The organism is Streptomyces daghestanicus (assembly GCF_020521275.1).
Lineage (GTDB): Bacteria > Actinomycetota > Actinomycetes > Streptomycetales > Streptomycetaceae > Streptomyces > Streptomyces griseoviridis.
Window position 1 is genome coordinate 639,073 of sequence record NZ_BNDX01000018.1, and the last position, 15,515, is coordinate 654,587.

Here is a 15,515-nt window from a genome sequence, read left to right on the forward strand (position 1 = left end):
CACCACCGCCGGAGACCCTTCGTGACCACCGCCCCGCCCGCCGGGCCGGCCGCGCCGCCGCGCGCACCCGCCGGCCTGTTCACCCCGTCCCCCACCTCCGCGCCCCGGCCGCAGGCCCCGCCACTGCCCGCGATCCGGCGCATGCCCCTCGCCGTGGCCGGACTGCTGGCCGCCGCCCTGACCGCGTACGTCTGGTCCGCGCACGGCGCCAAGCCCGGCGTCCTGCTCCTGCTGGGCCTCGGCCTCGGTGTCGCCCTCTTCCACTCCCGCTTCGGCTTCACCTCCGCCTGGCGGCAGCTCGTCGCGGTCGGCAACGGCACCGGACTGCGGGCGCACACCCTGCTGCTCGGCACCACCGCCACGCTCTTCGCGGTCATCATCGGCACCGGCACCGGACTGTTCGGCGCACAGCCGGCGCCGTCGGGCGGCTCGCTCGGTGTCGGCCTGGTCGCCGGGTCGGCGCTCTTCGCCGTCGGCATGCAGCTCGGCGGCGCCTGCGCCTCCGGAACCCTCTTCGCCGTCGGCTCCGGACAGACCTCGGTGGTGCTGACCCTCGGGGGATTCATCGCCGGCGCCACGCTCGCGGCCTGGCAGTTCGACCTCTGGAAGGACCTGCCGGCCTGGGACCCGGTCGTCCTGTCCGACCACATCGGCTGGTTCGGCTCCTGGGCCGTGACGATCGCCGCGCTGCTGCTCGTCGTCTTCGTCTCGCGCCGCGTCCAGGCCCGACGCAACCCGCCGCCGCTCGGCCCGGTCCCCTCGGCGCGCACCGCCGCCGTCCGGGCGCTGCGCGGGTCCTGGCCGCTGGCGGCCGGCGCCCTGGTCCTGTCCGTGCTCGGCGCGGGCGTGCTGCTGGTCTCCGGCGGCGCCTGGGGTGTCACCAGCGCCTTCAGCCTGTGGGGCTCGGAACTGGTCGGCGCGCTCGGCGGCCACCCGGAGAACTGGACCTGGTGGCGGCAGCCCGGCAACGCCCAGATGCTGGCGGGCCCCGTCCTCGCCGACAAGACCACGCTCACCGACGTCGGCATCATGATCGGCGCGGCCGTCGCCGCGGCCCTCGGCGGCACCTGGGCCCTGCACCGCGGCATCCCCTGGCGTACGGCGGTGGCGTCCGTGCTCGGCGGAGTGCTGATGGGCGTCGGTGCCCGGCTCGCCGGCGGCTGCAACATCGGCGCCTATCTGGCGGGCATCGCCTCCGGCAGCCTCAGCGGCTGGGTCTGGGGCGCCTTCGCCCTGGCCGGCACGTGGGTCGGTCTCAAGCTGCGTCCGCTGTTCGGACTGGGCAATCCCAAGCCGGGCGACGGCGTCTGCTGACCGGACACCGGCCGGGCGTGCCCGCGCCGCCGGTACCCGCCGGCCCGCGGGCACGTCCCGATGCGCTCAGTACCTCTCGCACGGCCCGCCGTCGACCGCGACGACCGTGGCGCCGACGAACGACGTGCTGACGAACGACGCGTAGTGGGGCAGCAGCGGGCGTTCACCTTGACGGTGAGGACGAACTGCCGTGCTCCACACCGGAGTTGCCGGTCAAGCCCACCACGCCGTGCTTGGCGGGCCGCGTCCCCGACTGGTTGCCGACGCCCCGGATGCCGCCGTCCGACGCGGCGTCGCTCACATCGGCGGTGACCCGCAGCACCTCGGTGCCGGGCGACGCCTGCTCGATCAGTTCCGTGCCGTCGCCGGTGCCGCCGCCGGTGATGACGACGGCCTTGCCGTCGGACCCGTTCGTCACGAGGAGACCTCCTCGAAGGGCGAGGTGCGCGATCGGTGATCTCCGGGGCCGTCGTCCGCCGGGCAGGGTGCGTGGGCCGGGGTCGTGGGGCTGAGGTCCGTGGTCGCCGCCGCTGTGCCGGCTACCACCGCGTCACCGTGGAGCGGCTCGCGGCCCGGTCCCGGCGCCACCCGGATGACGCTGTACCGCTGGTGGCCGGACCAAGGTGGCCGTGGTCGGCCTCGGGGAACATCGGTACAGCGGTCAACGCTGAGCCCGTGATCATGGCGTCTACCGCATGGTGGCGACGGACAACGCCTCATACGCCGACATGGTGTTCGGCTTGGTCAAGATCCTCGGCCACAACTTCAGCCCCCGCTTCCGTGACCTGGACGATCAGCGGTTCTGGCGGGCCACGATGCCCGGCGTTCAGACGGGCACTTGCGGTGCGGTGGAGGACCTGGCCCCCAACCGGGTCAACCCGAACAAGGTGATCACGCACTGGCCGGACATGCTGAAGGTCGCCGGTTCCCTGGTGACCAACCAGGTCCGTGCCTACGACCTGCTGCGCATGTTCGGCGGTGAGGGGGCCCGACCCCGCTGGGGACGGCGTTCGCGGAGTACGGGCGGGTCGCGAAACTGCCACTCCCGGAAAGACAACGGCTCCTAAGCGAGCCGTCGGCCGGATGTCAGTCAGCTGACGGAGGCTGTCGGCACGGTGGCCGAGCCATTCTCGTGGAGACATCGAATCCGCCCGGTACCCGGGCGGGACCACGAGGAGCGGACCATCAACACCATCGCGCAGCACTGGATCAACGGACGGTGGACCGGCTCCGGCTCGGTTCTGCAATCGATCAACCCGGCCGACGGCACAGTCGTCGGCTCCTTCTACGACGGTGGTGAGGCGGAGGCCTCGGCCGCCGTGGACGCCGCCGCCGTCGCGTTCGAAACCACCGAGTGGGCCCGCACTCCTTCGCTCCGGGCGACCGCACTCAGCCGGCTGGCCGACGCCCTCGAGGCCCGGGTGCCCGAGATCGCGGCCATGTTGTCCCGGGAGAACGGCAAGCTGCTGGGTGAGACCACGTGGGAGGTCAGCGGTGCGGTCGGGTGGCTGCGGTACGCGGCGGCCTCTGCACGCACTCAGAGCGCCGGGCGCGCCGCCGAGACGGCACCCGGCCAGTACACCCACTCGGTGCCCGAACCGCTCGGTGTCGCCGGGATCATCTCTCCCTGGAACTCCCCCATCATGCTCACCGTGCGGGCACTGGGCCCGGCACTGGCCGCCGGCTGCACCGTCGTGGTCAAACTTCCGGCTCAGACGGCACTGACCAATGAGCTTTTCGCGCAGGTCCTGGCCTCGGTCACGGAGATCCCGGCGGGCGTGGTCAGCGTGTTCACCGAGTCCGGCAACACCGGGGCCCCGTTCCTGGTCTCCTCGGACAAGGTCGACGTGATCAACTACACCGGCAGTACGCCGGTCGGGCGCCGCATCGCGGCCGCGGCCTCCACGACGCTCAAGCGGCTCGGTCTGGAACTGGGCGGCAAGGCGCCGATGGTGATCCTTCCCGACGCCGATCTGGACGTGGTGATCCCGACCGTGGTGCAGTCGCTGGTGCTGATGAACGGGCAGTTCTGCTGCACCGGCTCCCGCGTACTGGTTCACCGGGACATCGCCGACCAGGTGCGCAGCCGACTCACCAGCGCGCTCGCGCAGGTGCGGCTCGGCTCGGGCGACGACAAGGATGCCCAGCTCGGCCCGGTGATCGACCGGGCGTCCGCCCAGCGGGTGGACGCGATCGTCGAGGAAGCCACCTCGTACGGCACGGTACTTCTGCGCGGCGGCGTGGTCACCGACGGCCCCCTGGCCGCCGGCGCGTTCTACCGGCCGAGTCTGATCGAGGTGGACCGCACCGACGTCCGGATCGTGCAGGAAGAGGTCTTCGGCCCGGTCCAGACGTTCGAGATCTTCGACGACGAGGACGACGCCGTGACCAAGGCGAACGCCACCATCTACGGCCTGGCCGCCTCGGTGTTCAGCTCGGACTCGATGAAGGCCCGGCGGATCGCCCGGCGCATCCGCACCGGCACCGTATGGATCAACACATGGGGAGCCATCAGCGAGGACTTCGAGGAGGGCGGCGTCAAGGGCAGCGGTTACGGCTATCTGTGCGGCCCGCGAGCGATCGAGGAATTCCAGGCCCTCAAGGTGTACGTGGAGCAGGACCACACCCAGTCCGCTCACTGATCAGCTCATGACCCGTCCGGCGTCCGCCCGGGCGCCGGGCCGGGCCCCCGTACAAGAAGGCCACACCATGCCGTCGAGTCTGATCACCGGAGCGACGAACGGTCTTGGTCTCGCTCTGACTGAGGAGGTTGCGGGAGTCGGGCACCAGTTGCTTCTGCACGATCGTAACCCGCGGCAACCGGTGTCGATCGCGCAACGTTTCAGGGCCGAGCAATACATCGCCGACCTGTCCGCTCCGGCCAAGACCCAGCCACTCGCGGCCGAAGTGGCGGCACGGCACCAGCAGCGGCTGGCGGTGAACCACCTGAGCCTTGTGCTGCTCACCCGCCAACTGCTGCCGCTGTTGCGCACGGGCAGCCCATCACGCGGCACCAACATCGCCTCGGTCGCACAGGAACCGATGGGAACCAGAAACGCAGCATTCCGATGTGGAGTGGTCCATGAAGGAGAGGCTTGTTTCCCATGCCTACGGCACCGACGATGCTTCACTGCCGAGCCCACCGGCAGTGACAGACATCCGGCACGCGCTCCGGGAGCAGAGCCGGAACGCGTCCGCGAACGCCGAACCGCGGCCCCGCCCCACCGTTCCGGCCGCCGTCCGGCGTTGGAAGCTGTGGCTCCTCACCGTGTGCGGTATCTACCCCACCATCGTCGTGCTGGGCCTGGCCACGAACCCTGTTCTGGGGGATCTGTACCTGCCGGTGCGACTCGCCGTACTCGTCCCGGCGGCGGCAGCAGCGATGGTCTGGCAGATCAATCCCCGACTGCAGCGGCACTTCGGAGCCTGGCTCACCAGATGACAAGCAGTCCGACTCCGCCGCCGGTGTGCACCGCGGCGCCCGCACACCACGAACCACTGCGCTCCGTCTTCGTCGCGTCGGACGTGGATCTCGCGCTGTCCGCTGGTCTGGGCGCGGGAGGCGAGCTGCTCGACGAGTCGTTCATCATGACTGCGCGGGGCTCGTAGGACGGCGACGAGGGGGCGGTAGCTGGCGGAGGCGACCGTGTCAGCCGGATCTTTGCCGGGCGGGAGGAGGACCGGCACGGTGATCCGCGCGACCTTGGTGCTGTCGTTGCGGTGGGGCTGCGGTGCCCGGCTGGTGTCCTGCATGATCTTCGTTTGGGAGCCGCGGTGTCGGTGAAGCAGATGGCTTCACGCTCCGTTTGCCGACGGGTGCGATACTTCCTGGTCAAGTGCGTGGCTGGTGGTTCGACCGCTTCGCGAGGCAGGACGAGGGACGCGGCGGATGTGGGCGAAGTCAGGGACAGGCATGGGCGTCGGCCCGACCGGGCTGGTCGGTCGGGAATGCGAGCTCGCCGAGCTTGCGGCGTTCCTGGACATGGCCGGGACGGACGGAGCTGTCCTGCTGCTCACCGGTGATCCGGGCGTGGGGAAGACGGCGCTCCTGGACGCGACCGCCGAGCTGGCGGTGGCGAAGGGAGTGCGGGTCGTCCGCGGGAGCGGTGTCGAGTACGAGACGGACATCAGCTTCGCGGGGCTCCATCAGCTCGTCGGCTCGCTGCCGGACGAGCTCGGTCGTCTGCCGCGCTCCATGCGGGAGGCCCTCGAGGTCGCCCTCGGTCTCGGCGCCGGTCCCGCGCCGAGCCGGATCGCCGTCCTGAACGCGGCACTGTCCCTGTTCCACGAGGCCGCGAAGGAGCGGCCGTTGCTCCTCGTGGTCGATGACCTCCATGTCGTCGACCGGGCGAGCCAGGCTGCGGTGGGTTTCGTCGCCAGAAGACTGGGGGGCCGCCGCATCGGGCTGCTCGGAGCGCAGCGGGCGGAGCCCGGCGAATCCTTCCGGTCCACCGGGCTGTCGGAACTCGAGGTCGCGCCGCTGGGTGACGCGGACGCCCTGCGGCTGCTGTCCCGGCGCTTTGCTCACCTTCCCCGCCGGGTTCTTTCGACCGTGGCGCACGAGGCGCAGGGAAATCCCCTGGCGCTGCTCGAGTTCGCCGGGTCCACCGGGGTGTCCGGCGACCAACACGGCCAAGGGGCGGGGTGGGCGAGCGGCCCGGGGCGGGATGTCCGCGCTCTGTACGGCGCCCGCGTCGGACGACTGCCGCGGGGAACGCGCGAGGTGCTGCTGCTCGCGGCTCTTGAGGGCTCCGGCGACATCGGCGTCCTCGAGGCGGCCGGCGGGCCGGGCAGCCTTGAGGAACTCGCTCCCGCGGAGCGTGACCACCTGGTCATGGTCGCGGAGAACGGCCGCGCGGTGCGCTTCAGGCATCCGCTGGTCAGGTCCGCGGTGGTCGACGGTGCCACCGGTGAACAGCGGCGCGGCGCCCACCGCCGGCTGGCCGACGCGCTGGCCGACCAGCCCGAGCGGCGCGGTGATCACCTCGCGCGAGCCACGACGGCGCCCGACGAGGCGGTCGCCGCCGTTGTGGAGTCGGCGGCCCGGAGCGGCCTGCGGCGCGGTGACGCTGACGGCGCGATCGCGAGATTGCGGCGCGCGGCCGAACTGAGCCCCGACCGAGCGGACCGCAGGCGCCGCCTGTCTCAGGCCGCCTATGCCGCCGCCTGGGTCGCAGGCCATCTGGAGATCAGTCACGAGATCATGCGTGAGGTCGAGGGCGGTCCGGCGGCCCGGTCGCTCTCGGCGGCCGCGACGGCCGGCTTCCTGGTGCTCGTCACGGAAGGCGACGCCGATACGGCCCATGCACTCCTGATGGAGGCGGTCGAGCAGGCCCCGGTGATGCCCGGACCGCCGCGTGAGGAGCTGGAGACCGCGCTGTTCACTCTCACCCTCGCCAGCCAGTACTCGGGTCGGCCCGAGCACTGGCAGCCTCTGGTCGATGTGCTCGCCCGGTTCCCCGAGGCAGCGCCCGCCGCCGCGGCGTCGCTGGGGCGTGTCCACCACGACCTCGGCTCCGTCACCGACGGCATGCTGCGCCGCCTGGACGAGGAGATCGCGCGGCTGAAGGACCAGAGTGATGCCGACGTGGTCATCCGCACCGCCCTGATCGCCTCGTACCTCGACCGGCTTCCGGGCTGTCGCGAGGCCGTGTCCCGGGTCATACGCGACGGCGGCGCGGTGGGATCGAGCATGCCGGCCCTGATGTTCGTCGCCCTGGACGACCTGTACGCCGGCCGGTGGCAGGCGTCGGCCGGTGCCGCGGACGAGCTCATCGCACTGTCCGAGGAGACGGGGTACCACCTGTTCGCCCAGGTGGGGCACTACGTCGCTGCGATGGCCGCGGCCCAGAGCGGCTCCCTTGACGCGTGCCGGGAGCACTGCGAGGACATCTGGGGGTGGTCGGGTCCCAGGGGCCTGCGGCGGCTGGAAAACTGCGCCCACCAGGCGGCGGCCCGGGCGGCCCTCGGCGCCGCCGACTTCGAGACGGCGTTCCGGCACGCCACGGCGATCTGCGCTCCGGGTGTGCTGCCGCCGTTCAACCCCGAGGCCGTGTGGTCCGCGCCGGACCTCGTCGAAGCCGCCGTGCGCTCCGGGCGGCACGCGGAGGCGCGACGGCACGCGGACGCGCTGGGCGACGCCGGTGTCGGTCACCTCTCGGTGCGGTTCGCGCTGAGCACGGCCACGGTCACGGCGATGACATCGGCCGCCGAGGACATGGTCCGGTGCTTCGAGGAGGCGCTCGGGCTACCGGGCGTCGAGCAGTGGCCCTTCGAGGTCGGCCGTGCTCATCTGGCGTACGGCGAGAGGCTGCGCCGTCAGGGACTCAACCGCGAGGCCCGGGCGCAGCTGGCCGCCGCCCGCAGCCGCTTCGAGAAGCTCGGGGCCCGTTCGTGGGAGGCCCGGGCCGCGACGGAGCTGCGCGCCACCGGGATGACGCGGATCGGCCGGGGCAAGGCCGGTCAGACCCTCACCCCGCAGGAGCTGGAGGTCGCCAGGCTGGCGGCGACGGGGCTGTCGAACCCGCAGATCGCGTCGCGTCTGTTCCTCTCGCCGCGGACCGTGTCGTCGCATCTCTACCGAGTGTTCCCGAAGCTGGGGATCACGTCGCGGGCCGCGCTCCGCGACGCTCTGGAGGCGCTGCCTCCCGAGCCTCCGGCCACCCGGCCGTGAGAGCTACCGATCGGGTCTCAGTACTGCCCCGGTACTGACCTAAGCATGACCAGCGAGCCGTCGGCCGGATGTCAGTCAGCTGACGGAGGCTGTCGGCACGGTGGCCGAGCCATTCTCGTGGAGACATCGAATCCGCCCGGTACCCGGGCGAGACCACGAGGAGCGGACCATGCCGTTCGTCACCACCGGCGACGGAGTCGAGATCTTCTACAAGGACTGGGGCTCGGGCCGGCCGGTCATGTTCCACCACGGCTGGCCGCTGAGCTCGGACGAGTGGGACGCCCAGTTGCTGTTCCTCGTCCGGCGAGGCTACCGCGTCGTCGCCCACGACCGCCGCGGACACGGCCGCTCCGCCCAGGTCGGCCACGGGCACGGCATGGACCGCTACGCGGCGGACGCCGCCACCGTGGTGGCGCACCTCGGCCTGCGCGACGTCGTCCACGTCGGCCACTGCGCCGGTGGCGGAGAGGTCGCCCGGTACGTCGCCAGGCACGGTGCCGGCCGGGTCGCCAAGGCCGTCCTCATCGCAGCGGTCCCGCCGCTCATGGTCCGAACGGAAGCCAACCCCGCAGGGCTGCCGGCGGAAGTTTTCGACGGCTTCCGCGAGGGCGTGGCCACCGACCGATCCCAGTTCTACCTCGACATCGCCTCCGGGCCGTTCTACGGGTTCAACCGTCCGGGCGCGGACGTCTCCCAGGGCATCATCCAGAACTGGTGGCGCCAGGGGATGGCCGGCAGCGCGCAGGCACACCACGAGGGGGTCGAAGCGTTCTCGGAGACGGACTTCACCGACGACCTCCGGGCGATCGACGTGCCCACGCTCATCATGCACGGCGACGACGACCAGATCGTCCCGATCGCCAACTCCGCCCGGTCGGCGGTCACGTTGGTCAAGAACGCGGGCCTGAAGGTCTACCCGGGCCTGTCGCACGGCATGTGCACCGTCAACGCCGACACCGTCAACGCCGACCTCCTCGACTTCATCAAGAGCTGACCCGGCTCGGTGCCGACACACAGTCCGTCAGCACGGAACACAACACGGAACAGAGAAGGAATCACCATGACCGCAACACCCACCGGCTACGTGACCGTCGTCTGGGACGCGAAGGCGAAGGCGGGCAGGGAGGCCGACCTCAAGGCGTTCATCACCGCCGCCGTCACCCCCTCGCGCAACGACCCCGGCAACATCGACTACGAGGCCCACGAAGTCGAGGGCCGACCCGGCGAATTCGTCATCTACGAACGCTGGGAGACACGCACCCACCTCGACGCACACCTCGCCGCGCCCCGAATGCGGGAACTCGTCCCGCAGATGCTCGAACTGATCGACGGGTCCATCGAGGACGGCATCCGCCTGCTGCGCCCGTTCCGCCCCGCCCACTAGCGCCGGACGCCCGTCGGCATCGAAGCCGGCGGGCCGCACCGCCGCGAGCCCGACCCGCGGGTGCTCCCGGTGACCGCGTCCTGGGAGCACCCGCTTTGACGAGGGCATGGCTGTCACCGCGATGAGCGCGGTCGTCCTGCGTGAGACTCTGTCCGATCCGCGCCGGATCCCCACGACGCGGCGCGTGCAGAAAGCGCTCCTCGCGGCGTCCCGGCAGGCAGGGGGCATCTCCGCCGGGTCGGACCGCTCGATGCCGGGCGCGGCGGGCAGTGCCCTGGCCTCCGGGCCGGCGGACCGCGTCGCCGGCCGGTACCTGCGGCGCGTCCTGGAGCGCTATCCCGGTGACCCGGTGGTGAGGACCGCCTTCCGCTCCGTACTGGGCCTCTGCGCACCCGTCACCAGCCTGTTCGCCCCCTCCGTGGCCGTCCTCCGGCCGCCCATGCCGACGCCGGCCGAGCCGCCGACGTCACCGGAGGAACCCGGGGCCTGAGGAAGTGCGGCAGCTGATGGGCTGTCCGGCTGGCTGGTTGGGTGGGCGGTCGCAGCCTTCCGGGCCTGGCGGGGGATGGTCCGGGCTTGTCGAGGTGCCCGTGCACCGTGAAACGGGGCACGCCGAATCTGTCGGGGATCTGCTGGACGGTCTTCTCCCGCTCGTCGTCGTAGAGCCGCTGGACGAGCACGGCCTGGTCCGCGGTGAGTTCGGCCTGCGCCCGCCGTCTGTTCCGGCGGCGGATCCAACGCGTTCGGCGCGGGATTCCATCTCCACGCTCACGTCACTCCTCCCCGGTGGGCAGAACCCACGCCGAACCCTACGGTTCGCACGGGGTCGCCCAGCTGATCAGAGAGGCTGGCGAGGTGCCGCGAGTACGTCCCTGAGTACCTTCTCGAGCGTGACGCGGGCCAGTTCGTGTCTCAGGGTCTCCTCGATGTCCTGGTAGATGCCCCGCATCGCCGGCTGGATGCCGTGACCCACCACGCATCCCTGGTCCGGGGTGGTGCGGTGCATCGCGAACAGCGGGCCGGGTTCCACTGCCTCGTACACGTCGAGCAGGGTGATCGACCCCAGCTCGCGCGCCAGCGACCAGCCCGCGCCCGCGCCCCGCCGGGACTCCACGAGGCCGGCCCTGCGCAGCTCGCCGAGCAGCCGCCTGACCACCACGGGGTTGGTGTTCGCACTGGCCGCGATCTGCTCGGAGGTGGCGACCTCATGGCCCTGGCGCTGATAGAGACCGATCCAGGCCAGCGCATGGGCGGCGATGGTCAGCCTGCTGTTGGCGCTCATGATCCCTCCTCCGGTCGCAACGCTCCATGTTACGACAGCGCAGTCGCAACAGTGAAGGTTGCGACAACCTGTCGTAACGATTATGGTTACGACAGCCGGAAAAGGGGCAATCGAAGGCAAGCGCGGATCGTGAGCGTGTTGCGAAATCAGAGGAGAACAGGAATGGAAAGTAACGAACAGACCGTTCGCGAGGCTTACCGGCTCGCGGAAGGGAACGTTCTCGACGGTGACGGTTTTCTGGCCTTGTTCGCCGAGGACGGGTCGTTCAACGACATGTCGACCTCGCAGAGTTTCCGCGGAGAGCAGATTCCTCAGGTGATCGCGGGCCTCGCCCGCTCGTTCCCCGATGTACACCGTGAGCTGCTCGAGGTACATGCGTTCGGTGATGTCGTCGCCGTCGAGTTGCGAATCCAGGGCACGCATCTCGGAGGGTTTCCGACTCCGGTCGGCGAGATCCCACCGACCGGGAACCGGATCGACGTGCCGGCGGCGGACCTCTGGTACCTCCGTGACGGAAAGATCGAAAGGTTCAATTGCTACAACTCGATGAGCGTGTGGCTTGATCAAATCGGGGTCCACCCTGACTTCAAGTCCGCAGTCGAAGCCACCGAGACAGCAGCCACGACGGCGTAACTCCGCCGGTCAGCGCCGAGTGTGCGACAAGACACTCCCTTCTTCGGGCCGCATGCCCGGCGCTGCTTCTCGAACGACGTTGTTGTTCGCACTCAACCGCCGACACGACCCGGCGGGCCGACTCATCGAGTATCAGCAGCCCTGGCTGGCAGGTAGGGCAACGACCCACATCGAGTGTCGTTCTCCGGGCCCGCCTCCACGAGACACACGGCTGCGACGAGATCCCACCTCAAAGATCATCGAGGTACACGGGGTCGGACTGCCCTTCCCCATGCCGCCAAGCCCTGCGCATCCGCCACTGACCGTGGGGGAGTTCCACGCGTGCCCGGATCGTGGAGGGCTCGGCCTGCCATGAGTCCGTGACGATCACGAGAACCGGCCCGGAGGCCGGCGTGAGAGACGGCACCACCCGCGCCCCTTGTTCCGCCCTTGGGCAGGACGACGACTCCAGGCTCGACGCCTTGCGGGCCACGGTATCCCTAGGGACAAGATCTTCAGCGAGAAGATCAGCACCCGCGTCCGCGGAGGGCCCGGTTCGAGGAGGCGCTCGTGCGGCGCGGGAGGTCAAGGCCCACACCCCGCACCGCCGCGTCATCTTTACCGGGTACGGGATGAAGCGGCTCGGCCGCGACGCCGCCGAACTCACCGCGCTCGCCGACCACCTCACCGCCCACGGCCTGGTCCTGGAGATGCTCGCCGGGCCCCTGCCCGGCATCTACGGCCCCACCGGTCCGGCAAGCTGCTGTTCGCGTTCTTCGCGGCGATGGCGGAGACCGAGCGGGAGAGCATCCGGGAGTCGACGCTGGAGGGGCTCGACACCGCGGCCCGCAAGGGCAAGCACGGCGGCCGACCCCCGGTCATCACCGCCGACATGTTCCAGACCGTGCTCCGCCGCCGCGCGGGCGGCGAGTCCGTCGAGCAGATCCAGCCCCGACCTGATCATCCCCACCGGCAAGCGCAAGGAACAGAACCCCTCCGTCGCCAGCATCTACCGGGCGCTCGCCGAACACGCCGAGCGCGAGTCCCCACCCGGGACCACACGATCGCCGAGCAGCCGAAAAACTACAGGTACTCCACCAACCACCAGGTCGTCACCGATGCCGACACCCGTCTGGTTGTCGTCGTCGGCCGACCGGTCCCGGGCAACCGCAACGACCGCAAGGCATGGGAGCTATCCGGAACGAAGGACGCCATCGGCCGGCCCACCGTGACCGCTGACGGCGGTTACCGGGGCACCGGTCTGATCATCCCTCACCGCCGTGACCCAGGCCGGGCCGAACTGCCGAGTTGGAAACGGGACAACGCTCAGGGACCGTATTGAGTTCCGATCAATGGGTGGCTCGGGTGAGGTCCTTGAGGCAGATCATCGAGGCGCGTAGGTGGAGGCCGGCGAGGTAGCTGTCGGGAGACTTGTCGTACCGGGTGGCGATGCCACGCCAGGCTTTCATCTTGTTGATCAGCCGCTCGACGGTGTTCCTCTCCTCAGCACGTCAGAGGGCCATGCCTCCCGTTGCGTCGATGACCTGGCCGGTTACCCAGCGTGCGTCGTCGGAGGCGAGGAAGGCCACGATGTCGGCCATGTCTTCCGGCCGCCCGATCCGGCCGAGGGCGGCAAGAGACGCCGCTTGCGCCTCGGCATGCGGATCGCCCAGCAGGGTGGCCGCGCTGGCATCGGTGAGGACGGTTCCGGGGGCCACCGAGTTGACCGTGATGCCCCGGGGGCCCAGCTCCTTGGCGAGGGCGAGACTGAAGTTGTCCAGGGCTCCCTTGGTGGCGCCGTAGGCGATCATTCCCGGCGTGGCCAGGCGGGCCACGGAGCTGGAGATGTTGATGATCCGGCCCCCGTCGCGCAGGCGCGGCAGTCCCTGCTGCGTGACGAAGAACGGTGCACGCACGTTCACGGCGAAGACCTTGTCGAAGGCGTCCTCGGTTAACGACTCCAGGGATGCGAAATCCCCGATGCCGACGTTGTTCACGATGATGTCGAGCTTCCCGTCGGGCACGTGCTCCGTGCCCGCGGCGTCGAAGGCGGCCCAGAGGCGGGCCGCGTCGCCGCGTTCGCCCAGCCCCGCCTGGAGTGCGAAGGCCCGTCCTCCGTTCTTGCGGATGTTTTCGACGGTCTCGCTCGCCGCCGTCTCGTCGCGGGCGTAGGTGACGCCGACGGCGGCGCCGTCCTGGGCGAGCCGCTCCGCGATCGCCCGGCCGATGCCCCGGCTGCCGCCGGTGACCAGTGCGACCTTGTCCTCGAGTGCGCGCGCAGACATGGCGGAAGACCGCCTCCCGTTCATCGAATCGTCTCTTGAGTGCTATGGAGCGCCTAGACCAGCGGCTTGTGTTCGGGCCACCACCGCTGGACGGCTTCGACAGCCGTCGTTGGGCTGACGTTGAAGCAGAGCTTCGCGCCGGGTGCCAGCTCGTGGGTGGTGTTGACCAGCACCTCCAACAGCGGGGTCAGCTCCGGGTCCAGCCGGACGCCGGCGCCGATCAGCACGATGTCGTAGTCCTTGGCGGTCAACGCGGCGCGAAAGACCGCCTCGGCCGTGCGGCCGTAGTCGAGCAGGCAGACATCGACACTGAGGCCGAGCTCCTCGAGCCGAGCCCGGCCCGCGGCCATTCCGGCCCGGACCGCCTCGGCGTCGATTTCAGGGAACGCCGCCCGTGACGAGGGCGCGTCGTCCACCAGCGCTGGATCCAGTCCGACGTTGAGCATGGACGGGGACATGTCGGTGTACCTCCGGTGACCTGGGGTTTCTCGGACCCACCGTAGGCGCCTGGAGGTCGGGCGGCCCTCCCACATTTCTGGGATACCGTGGCAAGGGTGAGTTCCCCGATGGTCCGGCGCGAGACCGTGCGCGACATCGAGGCGATCTGCCGTCTCGACCTCGACTCCCGAATACTGCGCCGCCGGATCGCCGACCGGCTGACACGCCTCATCCCGGCCGACTCCTACTGCTTCAGCACGATCGACCCGATGACGCTGCTGACCGCCGACCAAGTCAGCGCCGGGCTCGTACCGGAGGCGGCCGCGGCCGCCGCGCACAACGAGTACCTGGTGGACGACGTCCTGAAGTTCGCGGCGCTGGCCCGCTCCGAGGTGTCCGCGGGCACGCTCGGTGCGGCCACCGGCGGTGATCCGGAATCCAGCCACCGCTACCGGACCGTGCTGCCGATGATCGACGCACGGCACGAGCTGCGGGCGGGCTTCGTGGTGGACGGCCGCTGCTGGGGCGTCGTCGCCCTCTTCCGCGGCGGCCGGCGGCCCGACTTCACCCCGGCCGACGTCGGCGTCCTGCGGCGGCTGTCCGCCCCGGTCGGTGCGGCCCTGCGCCGGGCCGCCCACCGGGCACCCGACGACACCGCTGCGGGCCCGTCCGAGGCCGGAGTGCTCCTGCTCGACCAGGACTTGCGGCTGTTTTCGGAGAACCTGGCCGCGAAACTCTGGCGGGACGAGCTGGGCCCGTCGCAGGCGGAACTGCCGTCCGCGATCCTGGAGGTGGCCGCACGGGGAAGAGGCGCTGAGCTGCCGGCGTACGGACGCATCCGCGGCCGCTCGGGCAGGTGGCTCTCCGTCCAGGCCTCGCCGCTGAGTGGTGGCCCGCACCCGGCGGCCATCGCCGTGACGGTACATCCGGCGCCGGCCGCCGATGTGGCCGAGATACTGCTGCTCGCGTACGGGCTCACACCGCGCGAGCGGGACGTGCTGGCGCGAGTCGTCGCCGGTCTGCCGTCGCGGACCATCGCTGTGGAACTGCACATCACCGCGGCGACCGTGCAGGACCATCTGAAGAGTGTGTTCGCGAAGACCGGTGTCCGCAGCCGCAGCGAACTGGTGGCGACGGTCCTGGGCCTGTGACCGGACGAGTGATTACTGAGTTTTTCGTAGTACGAGAACCGCGTCACCGGCCTCGGAGTTCCCGACTGAACAAGATCACCGGCTTGGCGTTGACCGCTGTACCGATGTTCCCCCGAGGCCGGTGGTGACCGAGGCGGTGGCCGACCGGCCGACGCCCCGCCCGCTGCCCGACACTGCAGCACCCGCCCGGACGCCGTGGCCTGCCCCGGCACCCTGACCCTGCCCGGTGACCCGAGCGTGGTGGCCGGCGCCCTCGTGGAACGGGCCGAGGCGGGCCGCGTCGACCTGCGGGACCTGCCGGCCGCGCGTCCGGAGCAGCCGCGGCGACCGCTGGTACGGGGCGTCGGGCGCGGCGACCTGCCGGCCGGGCTGCCGG

The 15,515-nt window shown here is 70.7% G+C and carries 13 protein-coding genes and 3 pseudogenes; 11 read left to right on the forward strand and 5 right to left on the reverse strand.

Features of this window, described 5'->3' with window-relative positions; translation table 11 throughout:
* The first annotated feature begins 21 nt into the window (after window positions 1-21).
* Window positions 22-1,314, forward strand: coding sequence for a YeeE/YedE family protein (locus Sdagh_RS35400; RefSeq protein ID WP_189414311.1), 1,293 nt, complete (start codon window positions 22-24; stop codon window positions 1,312-1,314).
* A 163-nt stretch (window positions 1,315-1,477) separates the two neighbouring features.
* Here Sdagh_RS35400 and Sdagh_RS35405 read toward each other — a convergent pair whose 3' ends face one another.
* A complete protein-coding gene (locus Sdagh_RS35405; RefSeq protein ID WP_226536197.1) occupies window positions 1,478-1,732 on the reverse strand; it encodes a hypothetical protein in 255 nt (84 codons plus the stop codon).
* A gap of 277 nt (window positions 1,733-2,009) precedes the next feature.
* Here Sdagh_RS35405 and Sdagh_RS35410 point away from each other — a divergent pair.
* The 3 genes and pseudogenes from Sdagh_RS35410 to Sdagh_RS35420 form a co-directional block, all read left to right on the forward strand.
* Window positions 2,010-2,350 (forward strand): annotated as a pseudogene (locus Sdagh_RS35410) (Tn3 family transposase); the annotation flags it as partial.
* Between the two features lie 148 nt (window positions 2,351-2,498).
* Entirely contained in the window at window positions 2,499-3,956 is a 1,458-nt protein-coding gene (locus Sdagh_RS35415) for an aldehyde dehydrogenase family protein (protein ID WP_189414397.1), read from the forward strand.
* Window positions 3,957-4,396: 440 nt separating this feature from the next.
* Complete coding sequence (locus tag Sdagh_RS35420; RefSeq protein WP_190076530.1) at window positions 4,397-4,756, forward strand: putative antibiotic biosynthesis monooxygenase; 360 nt, start codon at window positions 4,397-4,399, stop codon at window positions 4,754-4,756.
* Between the two features lie 62 nt (window positions 4,757-4,818).
* On the opposite strand, the pseudogene Sdagh_RS35425 reads toward Sdagh_RS35420, so the two are convergent.
* A pseudogene (locus Sdagh_RS35425) lies at window positions 4,819-5,111 on the reverse strand (DEAD/DEAH box helicase); the annotation flags it as partial.
* 116 nt (window positions 5,112-5,227) lie between these two features.
* Here Sdagh_RS35425 and Sdagh_RS35430 point away from each other — a divergent pair.
* The 4 genes from Sdagh_RS35430 to Sdagh_RS35445 all read left to right on the forward strand — a co-directional run bounded on the left by Sdagh_RS35430 (window position 5,228) and on the right by Sdagh_RS35445 (window position 9,861).
* Window positions 5,228-7,987, forward strand: coding sequence for an ATP-binding protein (locus tag Sdagh_RS35430; protein ID WP_226536201.1), 2,760 nt, complete (start codon window positions 5,228-5,230; stop codon window positions 7,985-7,987).
* A gap of 169 nt (window positions 7,988-8,156) precedes the next feature.
* Window positions 8,157-8,981: an alpha/beta fold hydrolase gene (locus Sdagh_RS35435; protein WP_190076532.1), complete on the forward strand. Its 825-nt coding sequence runs from the start codon at window positions 8,157-8,159 to the stop codon at window positions 8,979-8,981.
* 66 nt (window positions 8,982-9,047) lie between these two features.
* Entirely contained in the window at window positions 9,048-9,371 is a 324-nt protein-coding gene (locus tag Sdagh_RS35440; protein WP_189414316.1) for a putative quinol monooxygenase, read from the forward strand.
* 106 nt (window positions 9,372-9,477) lie between these two features.
* A complete protein-coding gene (locus Sdagh_RS35445; RefSeq protein WP_370594946.1) occupies window positions 9,478-9,861 on the forward strand; it encodes a hypothetical protein in 384 nt (127 codons plus the stop codon).
* A gap of 348 nt (window positions 9,862-10,209) precedes the next feature.
* On the opposite strand, the gene Sdagh_RS35450 is transcribed toward Sdagh_RS35445, so the two are convergent.
* Window positions 10,210-10,653 carry an Rrf2 family transcriptional regulator gene (locus Sdagh_RS35450; protein WP_190010827.1) on the reverse strand — a complete coding sequence of 148 codons (444 nt, stop codon included), beginning with the start codon at window positions 10,651-10,653 and terminating at the stop codon, window positions 10,210-10,212.
* Between the two features lie 162 nt (window positions 10,654-10,815).
* Between Sdagh_RS35450 and Sdagh_RS35455 the strand changes: the two genes are divergently transcribed.
* Both Sdagh_RS35455 and Sdagh_RS35465 read left to right on the forward strand, forming a co-directional pair.
* Window positions 10,816-11,286 (forward strand): nuclear transport factor 2 family protein, encoded by a 471-nt coding sequence (locus tag Sdagh_RS35455; protein WP_190010826.1) that lies wholly within the window; start codon window positions 10,816-10,818, stop codon window positions 11,284-11,286.
* Window positions 11,287-12,307: 1,021 nt separating this feature from the next.
* A pseudogene (locus Sdagh_RS35465) lies at window positions 12,308-12,589 on the forward strand (transposase); the annotation flags it as partial.
* Window positions 12,590-12,776: 187 nt separating this feature from the next.
* Here Sdagh_RS35465 and Sdagh_RS35470 read toward each other — a convergent pair.
* On the reverse strand, window positions 12,777-13,550 hold the full coding sequence (locus tag Sdagh_RS35470) for a glucose 1-dehydrogenase (protein WP_055512680.1): 774 nt from the start codon (window positions 13,548-13,550) through the stop codon (window positions 12,777-12,779).
* A gap of 53 nt (window positions 13,551-13,603) precedes the next feature.
* On the reverse strand, window positions 13,604-14,008 hold the full coding sequence (locus Sdagh_RS35475; protein ID WP_056792618.1) for a hypothetical protein: 405 nt from the start codon (window positions 14,006-14,008) through the stop codon (window positions 13,604-13,606).
* A gap of 96 nt (window positions 14,009-14,104) precedes the next feature.
* On the opposite strand from Sdagh_RS35475, the gene Sdagh_RS35480 reads away from it, so the two are divergent.
* Window positions 14,105-15,139: a helix-turn-helix transcriptional regulator gene (locus Sdagh_RS35480; RefSeq protein ID WP_159027877.1), complete on the forward strand. Its 1,035-nt coding sequence runs from the start codon at window positions 14,105-14,107 to the stop codon at window positions 15,137-15,139.
* The last annotated feature ends 376 nt before the right edge of the window (window positions 15,140-15,515 follow it).